Here is a 15,265-nt window from a genome sequence, read left to right as displayed (position 1 = left end):
CCGACCCGCGGTGCCGGGTCGTTGCCACCTTGTGGTCGCGGGCCGGCGACACGGCCCCGCAGGAGCGTCCGAGCCGCCCCGGGAGTTCTGTCCACAGGCAGGGCCGGGAGCCCGCCGCGCTGTCGGTCCCCGCCAGTAGGGTGTGTGACATGGCCGACCCCTCCAGCTACCGCCCCAAGCCGGGACAGATCCCGGACTCGCCCGGGGTGTACAAATTCCGCGACGAGCACCGCCGGGTGATCTACGTCGGAAAGGCGAAGAGCCTGCGCCAGCGCCTGGCGAACTACTTCCAGGATTTGGCCAATCTCCACCCCCGCACCCGCACCATGGTCACGACGGCCGCGTCGGTGGAGTGGACGGTGGTGTCCACGGAGGTCGAGGCACTTCAGCTGGAGTACAGCTGGATCAAGGAGTACGACCCCCGGTTCAACGTCAAGTACCGCGACGACAAGAGCTATCCGTACCTCGCGGTCACGATGAACGAGGAGTTCCCCCGCGTACAGGTGATGCGCGGCCAGAAGAAGAAGGGCGTGCGCTACTTCGGCCCGTACGGCCACGCGTGGGCGATCCGCGACACCGTCGACCTCCTGCTGCGCGTCTTCCCCGTCCGCACCTGCTCCGCGGGCGTCTTCAAGAACGCGGCCCGCACCGGCCGCCCCTGCCTCCTCGGCTACATCGGCAAGTGCTCCGCCCCGTGCGTGGGCCGTGTCCCCGCCGAGGAGCACCGCGAACTGGCCGAGGAGTTCTGCGACTTCATGGCAGGCCGTACGGGGACGTACATCCGCCGTCTGGAGAAGCAGATGACGGACGCGGCCGAGGAGATGGAGTACGAGCGGGCGGCCCGCCTCCGCGACGACATCGAGGCCCTGAAGAAGGCCATGGAGAAGAACGCGGTCGTGCTCGCCGACGCGACCGACGCCGACCTGATCGCCGTCGCCGAGGACGAGCTCGAGGCCGCCGTGCAGATCTTCCACGTACGCGGCGGGCGTGTGCGCGGCCAGCGCGGCTGGGTCACGGACAAGGTGGAGGCCGTCACCACCGGTGACCTGGTCGAGCACGCGCTCCAGCAGCTCTACGGCGAGGAGAAGGGCGACTCCGTCCCCAAGGAGGTGCTCGTCCCGGCGCTGCCCGCCCCCGTGGAGCCGGTCCAGGAATGGCTCACCGAGCGCCGCGGCTCGAACGTGTCGCTGCGCATCCCGCAGCGCGGCGACAAGAAGGCGCTGATGGAGACCGTCCAGCGCAATGCGCTCCAGTCGCTCGCCCTGCACAAGACCAAGCGCGCGTCCGACCTGACCACCCGCTCGCGTGCCCTGGAGGAGATCGCCGAGGCCCTCGACCTGGACAGCGCCCCGCTGCGGATCGAGTGCTACGACATCTCCCACCTCCAGGGCGACGACGTGGTGGCCTCGATGGTCGTCTTCGAGGACGGGCTCCAGCGCAAGAGCGAGTACCGCCGCTTCCAGATCAAGGGCTTCGAGGGCCAGGACGACGTCCGCTCGATGCACGAGGTGATCACCCGCCGCTTCCGGCGCTACCTCGCGGAGAAGGAGAAGACGGGGGAGTGGGCCGACGGCGAGGGCGCGCTCACCGAGGAGGACGGCCGTCCCAAGCGGTTCGCCTACCCGCCCCAGCTCGTCGTGGTCGACGGCGGACAGCCGCAGGTCGCGGCGGCGAAGAAGGCCCTCGACGAGCTGGGCATCGACGACATCGCGGTGTGCGGACTGGCCAAGCGTCTGGAGGAGGTCTGGCTGCCCGAGGAGGGCGACCCGGTCGTCCTGCCGCGCACCAGCGAGGGCCTCTATCTGCTCCAGCGGGTCCGTGACGAGGCCCATCGCTTCGCGATCACCTACCAGCGCACCAAGCGGGCCAAGCGCTTCCGGTCCAGCCCCCTGGACGACGTGCCGGGCCTGGGCGAGACGCGCAAGCAGGCGCTGATCAAGCACTTCGGTTCGGTCAAAAAGCTGCGATCCGCGACAATCGACCAGATCTGCGAGGTTCCCGGCATAGGCCGCAAGACGGCGGAGACCATCGCCGTGGCACTCGCCCAGGCGGCCCCGGCCGCGCCCGCCGTGAACACGGCGACTGGAGAGATCATGGGAGACGAGGAAGACGGGGCGCCCGAATCGACGGCGGGCTCCCCGGAGGAGCCCGTGACCGCGGGCGCCTCTGACGAGCGACGGGGGCAGGAGACATGACCGAGCACGACGCGCGCGAAGAACAACAGCAGCCGCAGGGCCCAGAGGCCCGTGCCGCACACGAAGCGCCGCACGCGGCGCCCGCGGACGAGGCACACAGGAAAGCAGGCGAGGATCACCTGGCGGGCGAAGCACCCCAGGAAGACGGAGCACAAGTGGGTACGGGCATCGAGACGGCCGGGGTCCCCGAGGCGGCCATCCCCGAGCTGGTGATCATCTCCGGCATGTCCGGAGCCGGCCGCTCGACGGCGGCGAAGTGTCTGGAGGACCTCGGCTGGTTCGTCGTCGACAACCTGCCACCCGCCCTGATCCCCACCATGGTGGAGCTCGGCGCCCGGTCCCAGGGCAATGTGGCGCGGATCGCGGTCGTCGTCGACGTACGCGGCCGCCGCTTCTTCGACAACCTCCGCGAGTCCCTCGCCGACCTGGAGTCGAAGCACGTCACCCGGCGGATCGTGTTCCTGGAGTCCTCCGACGAGGCCCTGGTGCGCCGCTTCGAGTCGGTACGCCGCCCGCACCCCCTCCAGGGCGACGGCCGCATCGTCGACGGCATCGACGCCGAGCGCGAGCTGCTGCGCGAGCTGCGCGGCGACGCCGACCTGGTGATCGACACCTCCAGCCTGAACGTGCACGAGCTGCGCGCCAAGATGGACGCCCAGTTCGCGGGCGAGGAGGAGCCCGAGCTGCGGGCCACCGTCATGTCCTTCGGCTTCAAGTACGGCCTGCCGGTCGACGCCGACCTGGTGGTGGACATGCGCTTCCTGCCCAACCCGCACTGGGTCCCGGAGCTGCGCCCCTTCACCGGCCTGAACGAAGAGGTCGCGGCCTACGTCTTCAACCAGCCCGGCGCCAAGGAGTTCCTCGACCGCTACGCCGAGCTGCTCCAGCTCATCGCCGCCGGGTATCGCCGCGAGGGCAAGCGGTATGTGACCATCGCGGTCGGCTGCACCGGCGGCAAGCACCGCTCGGTCGCCACCTCCGAGAAGCTCGCCGCGCGACTCGCCTCCCAGGGTGTGGAGACCGTCGTCGTGCACCGTGACATGGGACGCGAATGACAGGACGTGCCGCACTGCGGCTGAGCAGGCTGCGGCGGACCACCCCGGAGGGACGGGGTGGTGCGCCCGCCGAGGCGCGCGGCGGGCGCCCGCGCCGTCGGGGCACCCAGCCCAAGGTCGTCGCCCTCGGCGGCGGCATGGGCCTGTCCGCCTCGCTCGCCGCGCTGCGCCGGATCACCGGCGACCTCACCGCCGTCGTCACCGTGGCCGACGACGGAGGCTCCAGCGGGCGCCTGCGCGACGAGCTGGGCGTCCTGCCGCCCGGCGACCTGCGCAAGGCCCTGGCCGCGCTGTGCGGCGACGACGACTGGGGCCAGACCTGGGCGCGGGTCATCCAGCACCGCTTCCAGTCCAAGGGCGACCTGCACGAACACGCCGTCGGCAATCTGCTGATCGTCGCCCTCTGGGAGCAGCTCGGCGACCACGTCCAGGCACTGGACCTGGTCGGCAGACTCCTCGGCGCGCAGGGCAGGGTGCTGCCCATGTCCGCCGTCCCCCTGGAACTGCAGGCCCTGGTCAAGGGCCACGACCCGGACCGGCCCGACGACGTCGACACGGTACGGGGCCAGGCCACGGTGGCGCTCACGCCCGGCGAGGTGCAGTCCGTGCACGTCGTGCCGCACGACCCGCCGGCCGTCCCCGAGGCGGTGGCGGCGGTCCTGGACGCGGACTGGGTGGTCCTCGGCCCGGGCTCCTGGTTCTCCTCCGTGATCCCGCATCTGCTGGTCCCGGAGCTGCTGGACGCGCTCACGCAGACCAAGGCCCGCCGGGTACTCTCCCTGAACCTCGCCCCGCAGCCCGGAGAAACCGAAGGCTTCTCCCCGCAGCGTCATTTGGAGGTTTTGGGGCGACACGCCCCTAAACTCGCCCTGGACGTGGTGCTGGCCGACGAGGCCGCCGTGCCCGACCGCGACTCACTCGCCGACGCCGCCAAGGGGTTCGGCGCCGCGGTCGAGCTGGCGCCGGTGGCCCGGACCGACGGATCTCCGCGGCACGACCCGGAGCTGTTGGCAGCCGCGTACGACCGTATTTTTCGGATGCATGGAAGGATCGGCCCATGGCGATGACGGCAGCGGTGAAGGACGAGATCTCCCGGCTTCCCGTCACGCGGACCTGCTGCAGAAAGGCGGAGGTCTCCGCCATTCTGCGGTTCGCCGGCGGCCTCCACCTGGTGAGCGGCCGCATCGTGATCGAGGCGGAGCTGGACACCGCGATGGCGGCACGCCGCCTGAAGCGGGACATCCTGGAGATCTTCGGCCACAGCTCCGAGCTGATCGTGATGGCGCCCGGCGGACTGCGCCGCGGCTCCCGCTACGTCGTGCGCGTCGTCGCGGGCGGCGACCAGCTGGCCCGCCAGACGGGTCTGGTGGACGGTCGCGGCCGCCCGATCCGCGGACTGCCCCCACAGGTGGTCTCGGGGGCCACCTGTGACGCGGAGGCGGCCTGGCGCGGAGCGTTCCTCGCACACGGCTCGCTCACCGAGCCGGGCCGGTCCTCCTCGCTGGAGGTGACCTGCCCCGGTCCGGAGGCCGCGCTCGCCCTGGTCGGCGCCGCCCGCCGGCTCTCGATCGCGGCGAAGGCCCGCGAGGTGCGCGGCGTGGACCGAGTGGTCGTCCGGGACGGTGACGCGATCGGCGCGCTGCTCACCCGGCTGGGTGCCCACGAGTCGGTGCTGGCCTGGGAGGAGCGGCGGATGCGCCGCGAGGTCCGCGCCACCGCGAACCGCCTCGCCAACTTCGACGACGCCAACCTGCGTCGCTCGGCCCGTGCCGCCGTCGCCGCCGGGGCCCGCGTGCAGCGTGCCCTGGAGATCCTCGCCGACGAGGTGCCCGAGCACCTCGCCGCCGCCGGCCGGCTGCGCATGGAACACAAGCAGGCCTCCCTGGAGGAGCTGGGGGCGCTCGCCGACCCGCCGCTGACCAAGGACGCCGTCGCGGGCCGTATCCGCCGCCTGCTGGCGATGGCCGACAAGCGGGCCCAGGACCTCGGCATCCCCGGTACGGAGTCGAACCTCACCGAGGAGATGGCGGACAACCTCGCCGGCTGACCCCGGGCGGCCCACGATCCCCGGAGCCCGGAGCCCGGAGCCCGGAGCCCGGAGCCCGGAGCCCGGAGCCCGGAGCCCGGAGCCCGGAGCCCGGAGCCCGGAGCCCGGAGCCCGGAGCCCGGAGGTCCCGCCCCGTGTCGGATCGTCAATACGTCGGTGCCGTGGCCCACTTGGGTGCCGGCACCGGCGTTTGTTCGTGCTTGAGGCACTCTTGACTCGATCATGAAGTGTCATGAGCCTGGCATCTGTTCGCTGCTGTGGCGGACCAGTGCAAGGGGGGCTCATGAGACGAAGAGCGAGAGCGATCCTCGCCACCGGCGCGCTCCTGTTGGGCGGTGCGGGAACGACACCCATCGCCCAGGCGCAGAACGGCACTTCACCCAAGCCCGACGCGAACGCCGTGAAGGTGTTCCGTGCCGAGGTCACCAAGCAGCAGATACCCCTGCTGCTCGCGGCCGGACAGGACGGCCACGAACTCGGCGACCAGACCTGGAAGAACGGGAAGACGACGGTCGAGGTCTACGCCACCGACCAGCAGGCCGGAAAGCTGGAGCAGCAGGGCGTCGAACTCACCGAGCACACCCTCTCGGCCAAGGCCGAGGACCGCGTCGAGGGCGCGGCCCAGGGCGTGTTCCGCCCGTACAGCGGCAAGGGCAATCTCCAGGAGGAGATCGTCCGGACGGCGCAGGAGAACCCCGGCCTCACCAAGGTCGTCTCCATCGGCAAGACCCTCAAGGGTCAGGACATCCTGGCGCTCAAGCTCACCAAGGGCGCCAAGAAGACTGCGGACGGCGCCAAACCGTCGGTGCTGTACATGTCCAACCAGCACGCGCGCGAGTGGATCACGCCGGAGATGACGCGGCGTCTGATGCACTACTACCTGGACAACTACAAGACGGACAAGCGCGTCAAGAAGATCGTCGACTCCACCGAGCTGTGGTTCGTGCTGTCCGCCAACCCCGACGGCTACGACTACACGTTCCAGGGCGAGGACACGCGCCAGTGGCGCAAGAACCTCCGCGACGTGAACGGCGACGGAGTCATCTCCACCGGCGACGGCGTCGACCTCAACCGCAACTTCGCCTACAAGTGGGGCTACGACGACGAGGGTTCGTCCCCGAACCCCACCAGCGAGACCTACCGCGGCACGAGCCCCGCCTCCGAGCCCGAGACCAAGGCCCTCGACGCCTTCGAGAAGCGCATCGGCTTCACGTACGGCATCAACTACCACTCGGCCGCCGAACTGCTCCTGTACGGAGTCGGCTGGCAGGTCGCGACGCCGACGCCCGACGACGTGCTCTACAAGTCGCTCGCCGGGACGCCCGAGAACTCGGCGATCCCCGGATACCACCCGCAGGTCTCCTCCGAGCTCTACACCACCAACGGTGAGGCGGACGGCCACGCGGGCAACGTCAACGGCATCGCGATGTTCACCCCCGAGATGTCGACCTGCCAGACCGCGTCGAACCTCGATCCGAACGACGCCTGGAACGCGGCGGACTGCGCCTCGGTCTTCACCTTCCCGGACGACGAGAAGCTGATCCAGCAGGAGTTCCAGAAGAACGTCCCGTTCGCGCTCTCCGTCGCCGAGACCGCGAGCCACCCCGACCAGCCGTCCTCCTCGGTCGGCATCGCCGCGCCCGACTTCACGCCGGCCGCGTTCACCACCTCGTACTCCCGCGGCGCCGACCAGGAGGTCTCCGTCGTCGTCCGCAAGTCCGTGCGCGACAAGGAGCTCAAGTACCGGGTCAACGGCGGACGCACGCACGACATGACGCTGCGGCCCTGGCGCGGCGGCGAGACCTACGGCGGTGACGACAACCTCTACTTCGACGAGTACCGGGCCAAGGTCCAGGACGGCGGCCCCGGCGACAAGGTCGAGGTCTGGTTCACCGGTGAGACGAAGAGCGGCAAGCCCACCTCCAGCACGCACTTCACCTACACCGTGGCCGAGTTGCCCCGCGTCGACACGCTCGTCGTCGCCGAGGAGGGCGCGACCGCCTCGCAGGCCCAGACGTACGTCGACGCGCTCAAGGCCAACGGCAAGAAGCCGCTGGTCTGGGACGTCGCGACACAGGGCGCGCCCGACGCGCTCGGCGTGCTCGCCCACGTCAAGACCGTCGTCCACTACACGGGCGGCGTACGGCCGGGCAACGCGACCCAGCTGCAGCTGCGGGCGTTCCTCAACGCGGGCGGCAAGCTGATCGAGGCCGGCGAGCTGGCCGGCGGCAGCGTCGACCTCGGCGGCGGCACCCTCTCGAACGACTTCAGCCAGTACTACCTGGGCGCCTACTCGCGTACGTCCACGCCGGGCGCCAAGGGCTTCAACGGTGCCGGGAAGCTCGCCGGTGCCACGGGGACGCTCGGCGACGCGCCCGGCAACCCGCTGAACGCGGCCGGCACGTACGCCGTCACCTCGGACTCGCTGTCGGCCACGCAGTATCCGCAGTTCGGATCCAGCGCCGGAGCGGGCCAGTTCGCCGGCACCGTCAACCCGTACGGGCCCTACGCGGGCTCCTCCATGGCCGCCGCGGTGCACACCGACGACGGCTACAAGCGACTCACCCGCACCATCGACCTCACCGGGGTCAGCGCCGCAGACAGGCCGACGCTGCGCACCCAACTGCTGTGGGACACCGAGCCCGGTTACGACCACGCGGTGCTCGAAGCCCACACGACCGGGGCCGACGACTGGACGACACTCCCGGAGGCGGGCGGCGCCACCAGCACCGCGGTGCCCACGGAGTGCGAGGCAGGGTTCCTCGTCAGGGAACACCCCTGGCTCAAGCGGTACCTGACCGTGAACTCCACCGGCTGCACCAACACCGGCACCAGCGGTGTGTGGAACAGCTTCACGGGCGCCTCCAGCGGTTGGCAGCAGGTCTCCTTCGACCTGAGCGCGTACGCCGGCAAGTCGGTCGAGGTCTCCCTCGCCTACATCACCGACCCGGGCAGCGGCGGGCACGGCGTCCTCGCGGACGACGCCTCCGTCGTCGTCGGCGGCACGGCCACCGAGACCGAAGGCTTCGAGACATCCTTCGGCCCCTGGAAGGTCGCCGGTCCGCCCCCGGGCAGCCCGGCCGTCCTGAAGGACTGGGCGCGTTACGGGGAGCTCTTCAAGACATATGGAGCGGTCACCACGAAGGACACCGTGCTGCTCGGCTTCGGCCTTGAGCACGTCACCGCGGCGGCCGACCGTGCGGCCCTCGTCGGCAAGGCACTCACGGCGCTGCGCGACTGACTCTGTGTGACAGCGTCGTCAACGCGGAGGGCGTTCCGTACCCCTACTGGCGGGTACGGAACGCCCTGCCGTGTATGGGGCATCTGGATGTCACCACAGCCGCCTCAGGGAGGTAGGGTCGTAGGCGGTCGGGGACATCCCATACAGCTCGCCGGTCTCGAAACCGGCGTACCAACGAGGAGATCGGTTCGTGACGATCCGCGTAGGCATCAACGGCTTTGGCCGCATCGGTCGTAACTACTTCCGCGCGCTGCTGGAGCAGGGTGCTGACATCGAGATCGTGGCTGTCAACGACCTGGGTGACACCGCGACCACCGCTCACCTGCTCAAGTACGACACCATCCTGGGCCGTCTGAAGGCCGAGGTGTCGCACACCGCCGACACGATCACCGTCGACGGCCACACCATCAAGGTGCTGTCCGAGCGCAACCCCGCCGACATCCCGTGGGGCGAGCTGGGCGTCGACATCGTCATCGAGTCGACCGGCATCTTCACCAAGAAGGCCGACGCCGAGAAGCACATCGCCGGCGGCGCCAAGAAGGTCCTGATCTCGGCTCCGGCCAAGGACGAGGACATCACGATCGTGATGGGCGTCAACCAGGACAAGTACGACCCGGCGAAGCACAACGTCATCTCCAACGCCTCCTGCACCACCAACTGTGTGGCGCCGATGGCGAAGGTCCTCGACGAGAACTTCGGTATCGTCAAGGGTCTGATGACCACGGTGCACGCGTACACCAACGACCAGCGCATCCTGGACTTCCCGCACTCGGACCTGCGCCGTGCCCGCGCCGCCGCCGAGAACATCATCCCGACCACCACCGGTGCCGCCAAGGCCACCGCCCTGGTGCTCCCGCAGCTCAAGGGCAAGCTGGACGGCATCGCGATGCGCGTCCCGGTCCCGACCGGCTCGGCCACCGACCTGGTCGTGACGCTCCAGCGCGAGGTCACCAAGGACGAGGTCAACGCCGCGTTCAAGAAGGCCTCCGACGACGGCGACCTCAAGGGTTACCTGTCCTACACCGAGGACCCGATCGTCTCCTCGGACATCGTCGGCGACCCGGCCTCCTGCACCTTCGACTCCTCCCTGACCATGGTTCAGGAGGGCAACTCGGTGAAGATCCTCGGCTGGTACGACAACGAGTGGGGTTACTCCAACCGCCTCGTCGACCTCACGGTCTTCGTCGGCGGCCAGCTCTAAGTCCGGAGCAGGTACCCAGACGTGAGAGCAGGGCTCGGGCAGCGCAAAGGCGCGTTGTCCGGGCCCTGCTCTGTGCACGTATCGTCCAGCTCTCCGGATAGAGCCCTCCTAGGAGTCCACTCATGAAGACGATCGACGAACTTCTCGCCGCGGGCGTGGACGGCAAGCGGGTCTTCGTCCGCGCCGACCTGAACGTACCGCTGGCCGACGGCCGCATCACCGACGACGGCCGTATCCGCGCCGTCCTGCCCACCGTCAAGGCTCTCGCCGACGCGGGTGCCAAGGTGATCGTCGCCTCGCACCTGGGCCGCCCCAAGGGCGCGCCCGACCCGGCCTTCTCGCTGCTGCCCGCCGCCGAGCGGCTCGGCGAACTCCTCGGTGCCCCCGTCGCCTTCGCGCAGGACACCGTCGGCCCCGCCGCCCACGACGCCGTCGACGGCCTCCAGCCCGGCCAGGTCGCGGTCATCGAGAACCTCCGCTTCAACGCCGGTGAGACGTCCAAGGACGACACCGAGCGCGGCGAGTTCGCGGACCGCCTCGCCGCCCTCGCCGACGTCTACGTCGGTGACGGCTTCGGCGCCGTGCACCGCAAGCACGCCTCCGTGTTCGACCTCCCGGCCCGCCTCCCGCACTACGCCGGCTACCTCATCGCCACCGAGGTCGGCGTCCTGAAGAGGCTCACCGACGACGTCGAGCGCCCCTACGTGGTCGCGCTCGGCGGCGCCAAGGTCTCCGACAAGCTCGCCGTCATCGACGAGCTGCTCGGCAAGGCCGACCGCCTGCTCATCGGCGGCGGCATGGCCTACACCTTCCTCAAGGCCAAGGGGTACGAGGTCGGCATCTCCCTCCTCCAGGAGGACCAGGTCCCGGCCGTCAGGGAGTACATGGAGCGCGCCGAGAAGAACGGCGTCGAACTCGTCCTCCCCGTGGACGTCCTCGTCTCCACGGAGTTCCCCGACCTCAAGACGAAGGCCCCGGCCAACCCCACCACCGTCGCCGCGGACGCCATCCCGGCCGACCAGGAGGGTCTGGACATCGGTCCCGAGACCCGCAAGCTGTACGCCTCGAAGCTCGCCGACGCGGCCACCGTCTTCTGGAACGGTCCGATGGGCGTCTTCGAGCACCCCGACTACGCCGAGGGCACCAAGGCGGTCGCCCAGGCCCTCATCGACTCCCCGGCCTTCACGGTCGTCGGCGGTGGCGACTCCGCCGCGGCCGTCCGCACGCTGGGCTTCGACGAGAAGGCATTCGGCCACATCTCGACCGGTGGCGGCGCCTCCCTCGAATACCTCGAGGGCAAGACGCTCCCCGGCCTCGCCGCACTGGAGGACTGACCAAGCATGAGCACGCGCACGCCGCTCATGGCGGGCAACTGGAAGATGAACCTCAACCACCTTGAGGCCATCGCGCACGTCCAGAAGCTCGCCTTCGCCCTGGCCGACAAGGACTACGAGGCCTGCGAGGTCGCCGTCCTGCCGCCCTTCACCGACCTGCGCTCCGTGCAGACGCTGGTCGACGGCGACAAACTGAAGATCAAGTACGGCGCCCAGGACCTCTCGGCGCACGACTCCGGCGCCTACACCGGCGAGATCTCCGGCTCGATGCTGGCCAAGCTGAAGTGCACCTACGTGGCCGTCGGGCACTCCGAGCGCCGCCAGTACCACGCCGAGACGGACGAGATCGTGAACGCCAAGGTCAAGGCGGCCTACAAGCACGGCCTGACCCCGATCCTGTGCGTCGGCGAGGAGCTGGAGGTCCGCGAGGAGGGCAACCACGTCTCGCACACGCTCGCGCAGGTCGAGGGCGGTCTCAAGGACCTGTCGGCCGAGCAGGCCGAGTCCGTCGTGATCGCGTACGAGCCCGTCTGGGCGATCGGCACCGGCAAGGTCTGCGGCGCCGACGACGCCCAGGAGGTCTGTGCGGCGATCCGCGGCAAGCTCGCCGAGCTGTACACCCAGGAGCTGGCCGACCAGGTCCGCATCCAGTACGGCGGCTCCGTGAAGTCCGGGAACGTCGCCGAGATCATGGCGAAGCCCGACATCGACGGTGCCCTGGTCGGTGGCGCCTCCCTGGACGCCGACGAGTTCGTCAAGATCGTCCGGTTCCGCGACCAGTGAGTATGCGGTAGCCGCGATACGTCGTACCCTTGCGGGGGCCGGGAGCCTCGAAAAGTGAGCGGATCGCTCACCCAGTAGGCTTCGGCCCCCGTCGTCCATCAAGATCCGAGGGAATTTCTCGGAAAGGGAGTCCAGCCGTGGTTTTGGGGTTCTCGATCGCCCTGATCGTCTTCAGCCTGCTGCTGATGCTGCTCGTGCTGATGCACAAGGGGAAGGGCGGCGGCCTCTCCGACATGTTCGGTGGCGGCATGCAGTCGTCCGTCGGTGGCTCCTCGGTCGCCGAGCGCAACCTCGACCGCATCACCCTGCTGATCGGTCTGCTCTGGTTCGCGTGCATCGTCGTGCTCGGAATCCTGATGAAGGTCAACAACTGATCACCGACCGACATCGGTACGGCACCACAACTGCACATTACGCAAGCACATTCCGCACGTAAGGCCCCATGTCCGGTACGCGTCCTCAGGCGCGGCCTATCATGGGGCTTGCGTCTAGGGGTGGGGATGTAACTCCAATCACTGGACGCGCGTTGGGCCTTACGTAGACTGAGGCGCTCGCAGCGAAGCGTCACGCCGACTCGCTTCGCGGCACCATCACGCAGGGAGTTACGACCGTGGCAAGTGGCAACGCGATCCGAGGAAGCCGGGTCGGGGCGGGGCCGATGGGTGAGGCCGAGCGCGGCGAGTCCGCACCCCGGCTGCGCATCTCCTTCTGGTGCTCCAACGGACACGAGACTCAGCCCAGCTTCGCCAGCGACGCGCAGGTTCCCGAGACCTGGGACTGCCCGCGCTGCGGCTTCCCCGCAGGACAGGACCGGGACAACCCGCCGGACCCGCCGCGCACCGAGCCCTACAAGACGCACCTCGCGTACGTACGGGAGCGACGCAGCGACGCGGACGGCGAGGCGATCCTCGCCGAGGCACTCGCCAAACTGCGGGGCGAGATCTAGAAGTTGACACCGGCCGGGTACCCACAGGTGCCTGGCCGGAGCTGTTCCGCGGCCCCCGCGGTACGCACCGCCGCAAGCGGCCGCCGTACGGCCTCGGTGGTCCCGCGCCCGGAACCGATGCGGTGCAGGGCAGCCGGGCCACGACCGGACGGCGAACCGGACCGGGGGCCGTGGCCTGGTGGCCAGGGCCGTGCTGGTGTGCGTGGTCGAGTGGCTCGGGCCGTGCCGGTGTGCGTGGTCCGTTGGCTCTGGCCGTGCCAGAGTAAGCAGCCGGATGGCTCGGGCCGTGCCGGACTGCGTGGCCGGGTGGCCCGGGTCAGAACGGTCTGGGTGGTCCCCGCTCCGAGGCCGATTGTCAGTGGCGGCCCTTACGGTTCTCGAAGTGGTGGAACCGGAGGGGGCGTTGTGACGACGGCGGAGGCGGCGGGCGTGCGCCCGCCCGCGTGGCGCGGCGGATTCGGCAGGCTGTGGACGGCGGCCGTGGTGTCGCGGTTCGGGGACGCGCTGCGCAACTCCGCCCTGCCCCTGCTCGCCGTGCGGCTCACCGACGACCCGCTCGTCATCGCCTCCGTCACCGCCTGCGGCTATCTCCCCTGGCTCCTGTTCGGGCTGCTCGGGGGCGCGATCGCCGACCGGGTGGACCAGCGGCGGGCCATGGGAGCCGTGGACGCCTTGCGCGGCGCACTGGTGGCCGGCTTCGCCCTGACCGTGGCGCTCGGACACGCCTCGATCGTCCTGCTGATCGCGCTGGCCTTCAGCCTGACCACGCTCCAGACGCTCTTCGACAACGCGTCCACCGCCCTGCTCCCGTCCCTGGTGGACCGCGAGGCTCTCGGCAGCGCCAATGCCCGGCTGATGACCGGCCAGCAGCTCGCGGGCGGCCTGCTCGCCGGCCCCTTCGTGCCGCTGCTGCTCGCCGCCGGGGCCGCCGTGCCGTTCACGGCGGACGCCGTCACCTACCTCCTCGCCGCCGCGCTCGTCGCCTCGCTGCGGATACGGCCGCCCCGGGGGGAGCCCCGCCCCGCGGGCAGCACGCTCCGCGCCGAGGTGGCCGCCGGCCTGCGCGCCCTGTGGCGCGACCGGGTGCTGCGCGCGGTGTGCACGGCCACCCTGCTGTGCAACATCGGCATGGGCGCGCTCATCGCCACCCTCGTCCTGCACGTCACGCACTGGCTGCACACGGGGGACGCGGGGTACGCGGCGGCGATGACGGCGTACGCGGTCGGCAGCTTCTGCGGCGGCTTCCTCGCCCAGCGTGTCGCCGGGCGGGTCGGACGCGCCCGGAGCCTGCTGGTGGCCGGATGCGTCCAGACGTCGTCGCTGCTGCTCGTCGGCACGGTCCGGCACCTCGGCGCCCTCCTCGCGGGCATGGCACTGCTCGGACTGATGAACATGGTGTGGAACGTCAACCAGGTCACGCTGATGCAGCAGCGCAGTCCGGAATCCATGGTGGGCCGCATCAGCGCCGCGTTCCGCACCACCTCGACCTCGGGGGCCCCGCTCGGCGCCCTGCTGGGCGGCGCCGTCGCCGGGGCGTACGGGCTGAACGGGCCCGCCCTCCTGGCGGCGGCTCTCTTCGCCCTCGCCGTCACCTCGCTGATACCCGCGCTCAAGCCGGACGTATCTGTTGTTGAGCCGGACGACGGCGCGACGACAGCTCGCGTCAAGCCCTGATCAATTAGGTTGGGACCGGCAGTGGGGCAAGGTACGCAGCAGCACAGGCAGGAAAGAAGGCTGAAGTCCGAGATGAACGCAGAAAGCCGTACCAGGCTCAACCAGACCCCCGAGTGGAGCGCTCTGGCCAAGCACCGCGAGGAACTCGCGGACACCCGTCTGAGGGACCTGTTCGCAGCCGAACCCGGGCGTGGCACCGGCTACACGCTCCAGGTCGGGGATCTGCACATCGACTACTCCAAGCATCTCGTCACCGACGAGACCCTGCGCCTGCTCCGTGACCTGGCGGCCGCGACGGACGTGTTCGGGCTGCGGGACGCCATGTTCCGGGGCGAGAAGATCAACGTCACGGAGGGGCGGGCGGTGCTGCACACCGCGCTGCGCGCCCCGCGGGACGCGGTCGTCGAGGTCGACGGTGAGAACGTGGTGCCGGCCGTGCACGCGGTCCTGGACAAGATGGCCGGCTTCGCCGACCGGGTCCGTTCGGGCGAATGGACCGGTCACACCGGCAAGCGCATCAAGAACGTGGTGAACATCGGCATCGGCGGCTCCGACCTGGGCCCCGCGATGGCTTACGAGGCGCTGCGCTCCTTCACCGACCGCGACCTCACGGTCCGTTTCGTGTCCAACGTCGACGGCGCCGACCTGCACGAGGCCACCCACGACCTCGACCCGGCCGAGACGCTGTTCATCATCGCCTCCAAGACCTTCACCACCATCGAGACGATCACCAACGCGACCTCGGCGCGTTCGTGGCTGCTGACCGGGCTGAGGGCGGATCAGGAAGCG

At 70.0% G+C, this 15,265-nt stretch carries 11 protein-coding genes and 1 pseudogene; all 12 read left to right on the top strand.

What is annotated here, in order from left to right:
* The first annotated feature begins 149 nt into the window (after positions 1-149).
* Positions 150-2,195 carry an excinuclease ABC subunit UvrC gene (uvrC, locus tag BKI49_RS08245; protein WP_095933554.1) on the top strand — a complete coding sequence of 682 codons (2,046 nt, stop codon included), beginning with the start codon at positions 150-152 and terminating at the stop codon, positions 2,193-2,195.
* Positions 2,192-3,250 carry an RNase adapter RapZ gene (gene rapZ / locus BKI49_RS08240; protein WP_095933553.1) on the top strand — a complete coding sequence of 353 codons (1,059 nt, stop codon included), beginning with the start codon at positions 2,192-2,194 and terminating at the stop codon, positions 3,248-3,250. The genes uvrC and rapZ overlap by 4 nt, the downstream gene beginning before the upstream one ends.
* Positions 3,247-4,317, top strand: a complete 1,071-nt coding sequence (locus BKI49_RS08235; protein WP_095933552.1) for a gluconeogenesis factor YvcK family protein — start codon at positions 3,247-3,249, stop codon at positions 4,315-4,317. Before rapZ ends, BKI49_RS08235 begins: the two co-directional genes overlap by 4 nt.
* Positions 4,308-5,297 (top strand): DNA-binding protein WhiA, encoded by a 990-nt coding sequence (gene whiA / locus BKI49_RS08230; protein ID WP_010987695.1) that lies wholly within the window; start codon positions 4,308-4,310, stop codon positions 5,295-5,297. Before BKI49_RS08235 ends, whiA begins: the two co-directional genes overlap by 10 nt.
* Positions 5,298-5,580: 283 nt before the next feature.
* The gene (locus BKI49_RS08225; RefSeq protein WP_095933551.1) at positions 5,581-8,538 is read left to right on the top strand and encodes a M14 family metallopeptidase; all 2,958 of its coding nucleotides are present in this window, start codon (positions 5,581-5,583) and stop codon (positions 8,536-8,538) included.
* Positions 8,539-8,728: 190 nt separating this feature from the next.
* Positions 8,729-9,739, top strand: a complete 1,011-nt coding sequence (gene gap / locus BKI49_RS08220; protein WP_095933550.1) for a type I glyceraldehyde-3-phosphate dehydrogenase — start codon at positions 8,729-8,731, stop codon at positions 9,737-9,739.
* A gap of 122 nt (positions 9,740-9,861) precedes the next feature.
* A complete protein-coding gene (locus BKI49_RS08215; protein ID WP_095933549.1) occupies positions 9,862-11,073 on the top strand; it encodes a phosphoglycerate kinase in 1,212 nt (403 codons plus the stop codon).
* Between the two features lie 6 nt (positions 11,074-11,079).
* A complete protein-coding gene (gene tpiA / locus BKI49_RS08210; RefSeq protein ID WP_095933548.1) occupies positions 11,080-11,856 on the top strand; it encodes a triose-phosphate isomerase in 777 nt (258 codons plus the stop codon).
* A 143-nt stretch (positions 11,857-11,999) separates the two neighbouring features.
* Positions 12,000-12,230 carry a preprotein translocase subunit SecG gene (secG, locus tag BKI49_RS08205; RefSeq protein WP_218835031.1) on the top strand — a complete coding sequence of 77 codons (231 nt, stop codon included), beginning with the start codon at positions 12,000-12,002 and terminating at the stop codon, positions 12,228-12,230.
* Between the two features lie 236 nt (positions 12,231-12,466).
* The gene (locus BKI49_RS08200; RefSeq protein WP_003976875.1) at positions 12,467-12,802 is read left to right on the top strand and encodes an RNA polymerase-binding protein RbpA; all 336 of its coding nucleotides are present in this window, start codon (positions 12,467-12,469) and stop codon (positions 12,800-12,802) included.
* 405 nt (positions 12,803-13,207) lie between these two features.
* Entirely contained in the window at positions 13,208-14,476 is a 1,269-nt protein-coding gene (locus BKI49_RS08195) for an MFS transporter (protein WP_179332366.1), read from the top strand.
* Between the two features lie 72 nt (positions 14,477-14,548).
* Positions 14,549-15,265 (top strand): annotated as a pseudogene (locus tag BKI49_RS08190) (glucose-6-phosphate isomerase); the annotation flags it as partial.

This window comes from Streptomyces sp. Tue6028, from assembly GCF_002300165.1.
Classification (GTDB): domain Bacteria; phylum Actinomycetota; class Actinomycetes; order Streptomycetales; family Streptomycetaceae; genus Streptomyces; species Streptomyces siamensis.
Note: the sequence above shows the minus strand (reverse complement) of the source record. Positions and strands in the feature narration are given on the sequence as shown.

Bases quoted from the DNA above. Each gene is read 5' to 3' on its own strand.
- uvrC (WP_095933554.1), top strand. From the start codon at position 150: ATGGCCGACCCCTCCAGCTACCGCCCCAAGCCGGGACAGATCCCGGAC.
- rapZ (WP_095933553.1), top strand. From the start codon at position 2,192: ATGACCGAGCACGACGCGCGCGAAGAACAACAGCAGCCGCAGGGCCCA.
- BKI49_RS08235 (WP_095933552.1), top strand. From the start codon at position 3,247: ATGACAGGACGTGCCGCACTGCGGCTGAGCAGGCTGCGGCGGACCACC.
- whiA (WP_010987695.1), top strand. From the start codon at position 4,308: ATGGCGATGACGGCAGCGGTGAAGGACGAGATCTCCCGGCTTCCCGTC.
- BKI49_RS08225 (WP_095933551.1), top strand. From the start codon at position 5,581: ATGAGACGAAGAGCGAGAGCGATCCTCGCCACCGGCGCGCTCCTGTTG.
- BKI49_RS08215 (WP_095933549.1), top strand. From the start codon at position 9,862: ATGAAGACGATCGACGAACTTCTCGCCGCGGGCGTGGACGGCAAGCGG.
- tpiA (WP_095933548.1), top strand. From the start codon at position 11,080: ATGAGCACGCGCACGCCGCTCATGGCGGGCAACTGGAAGATGAACCTC.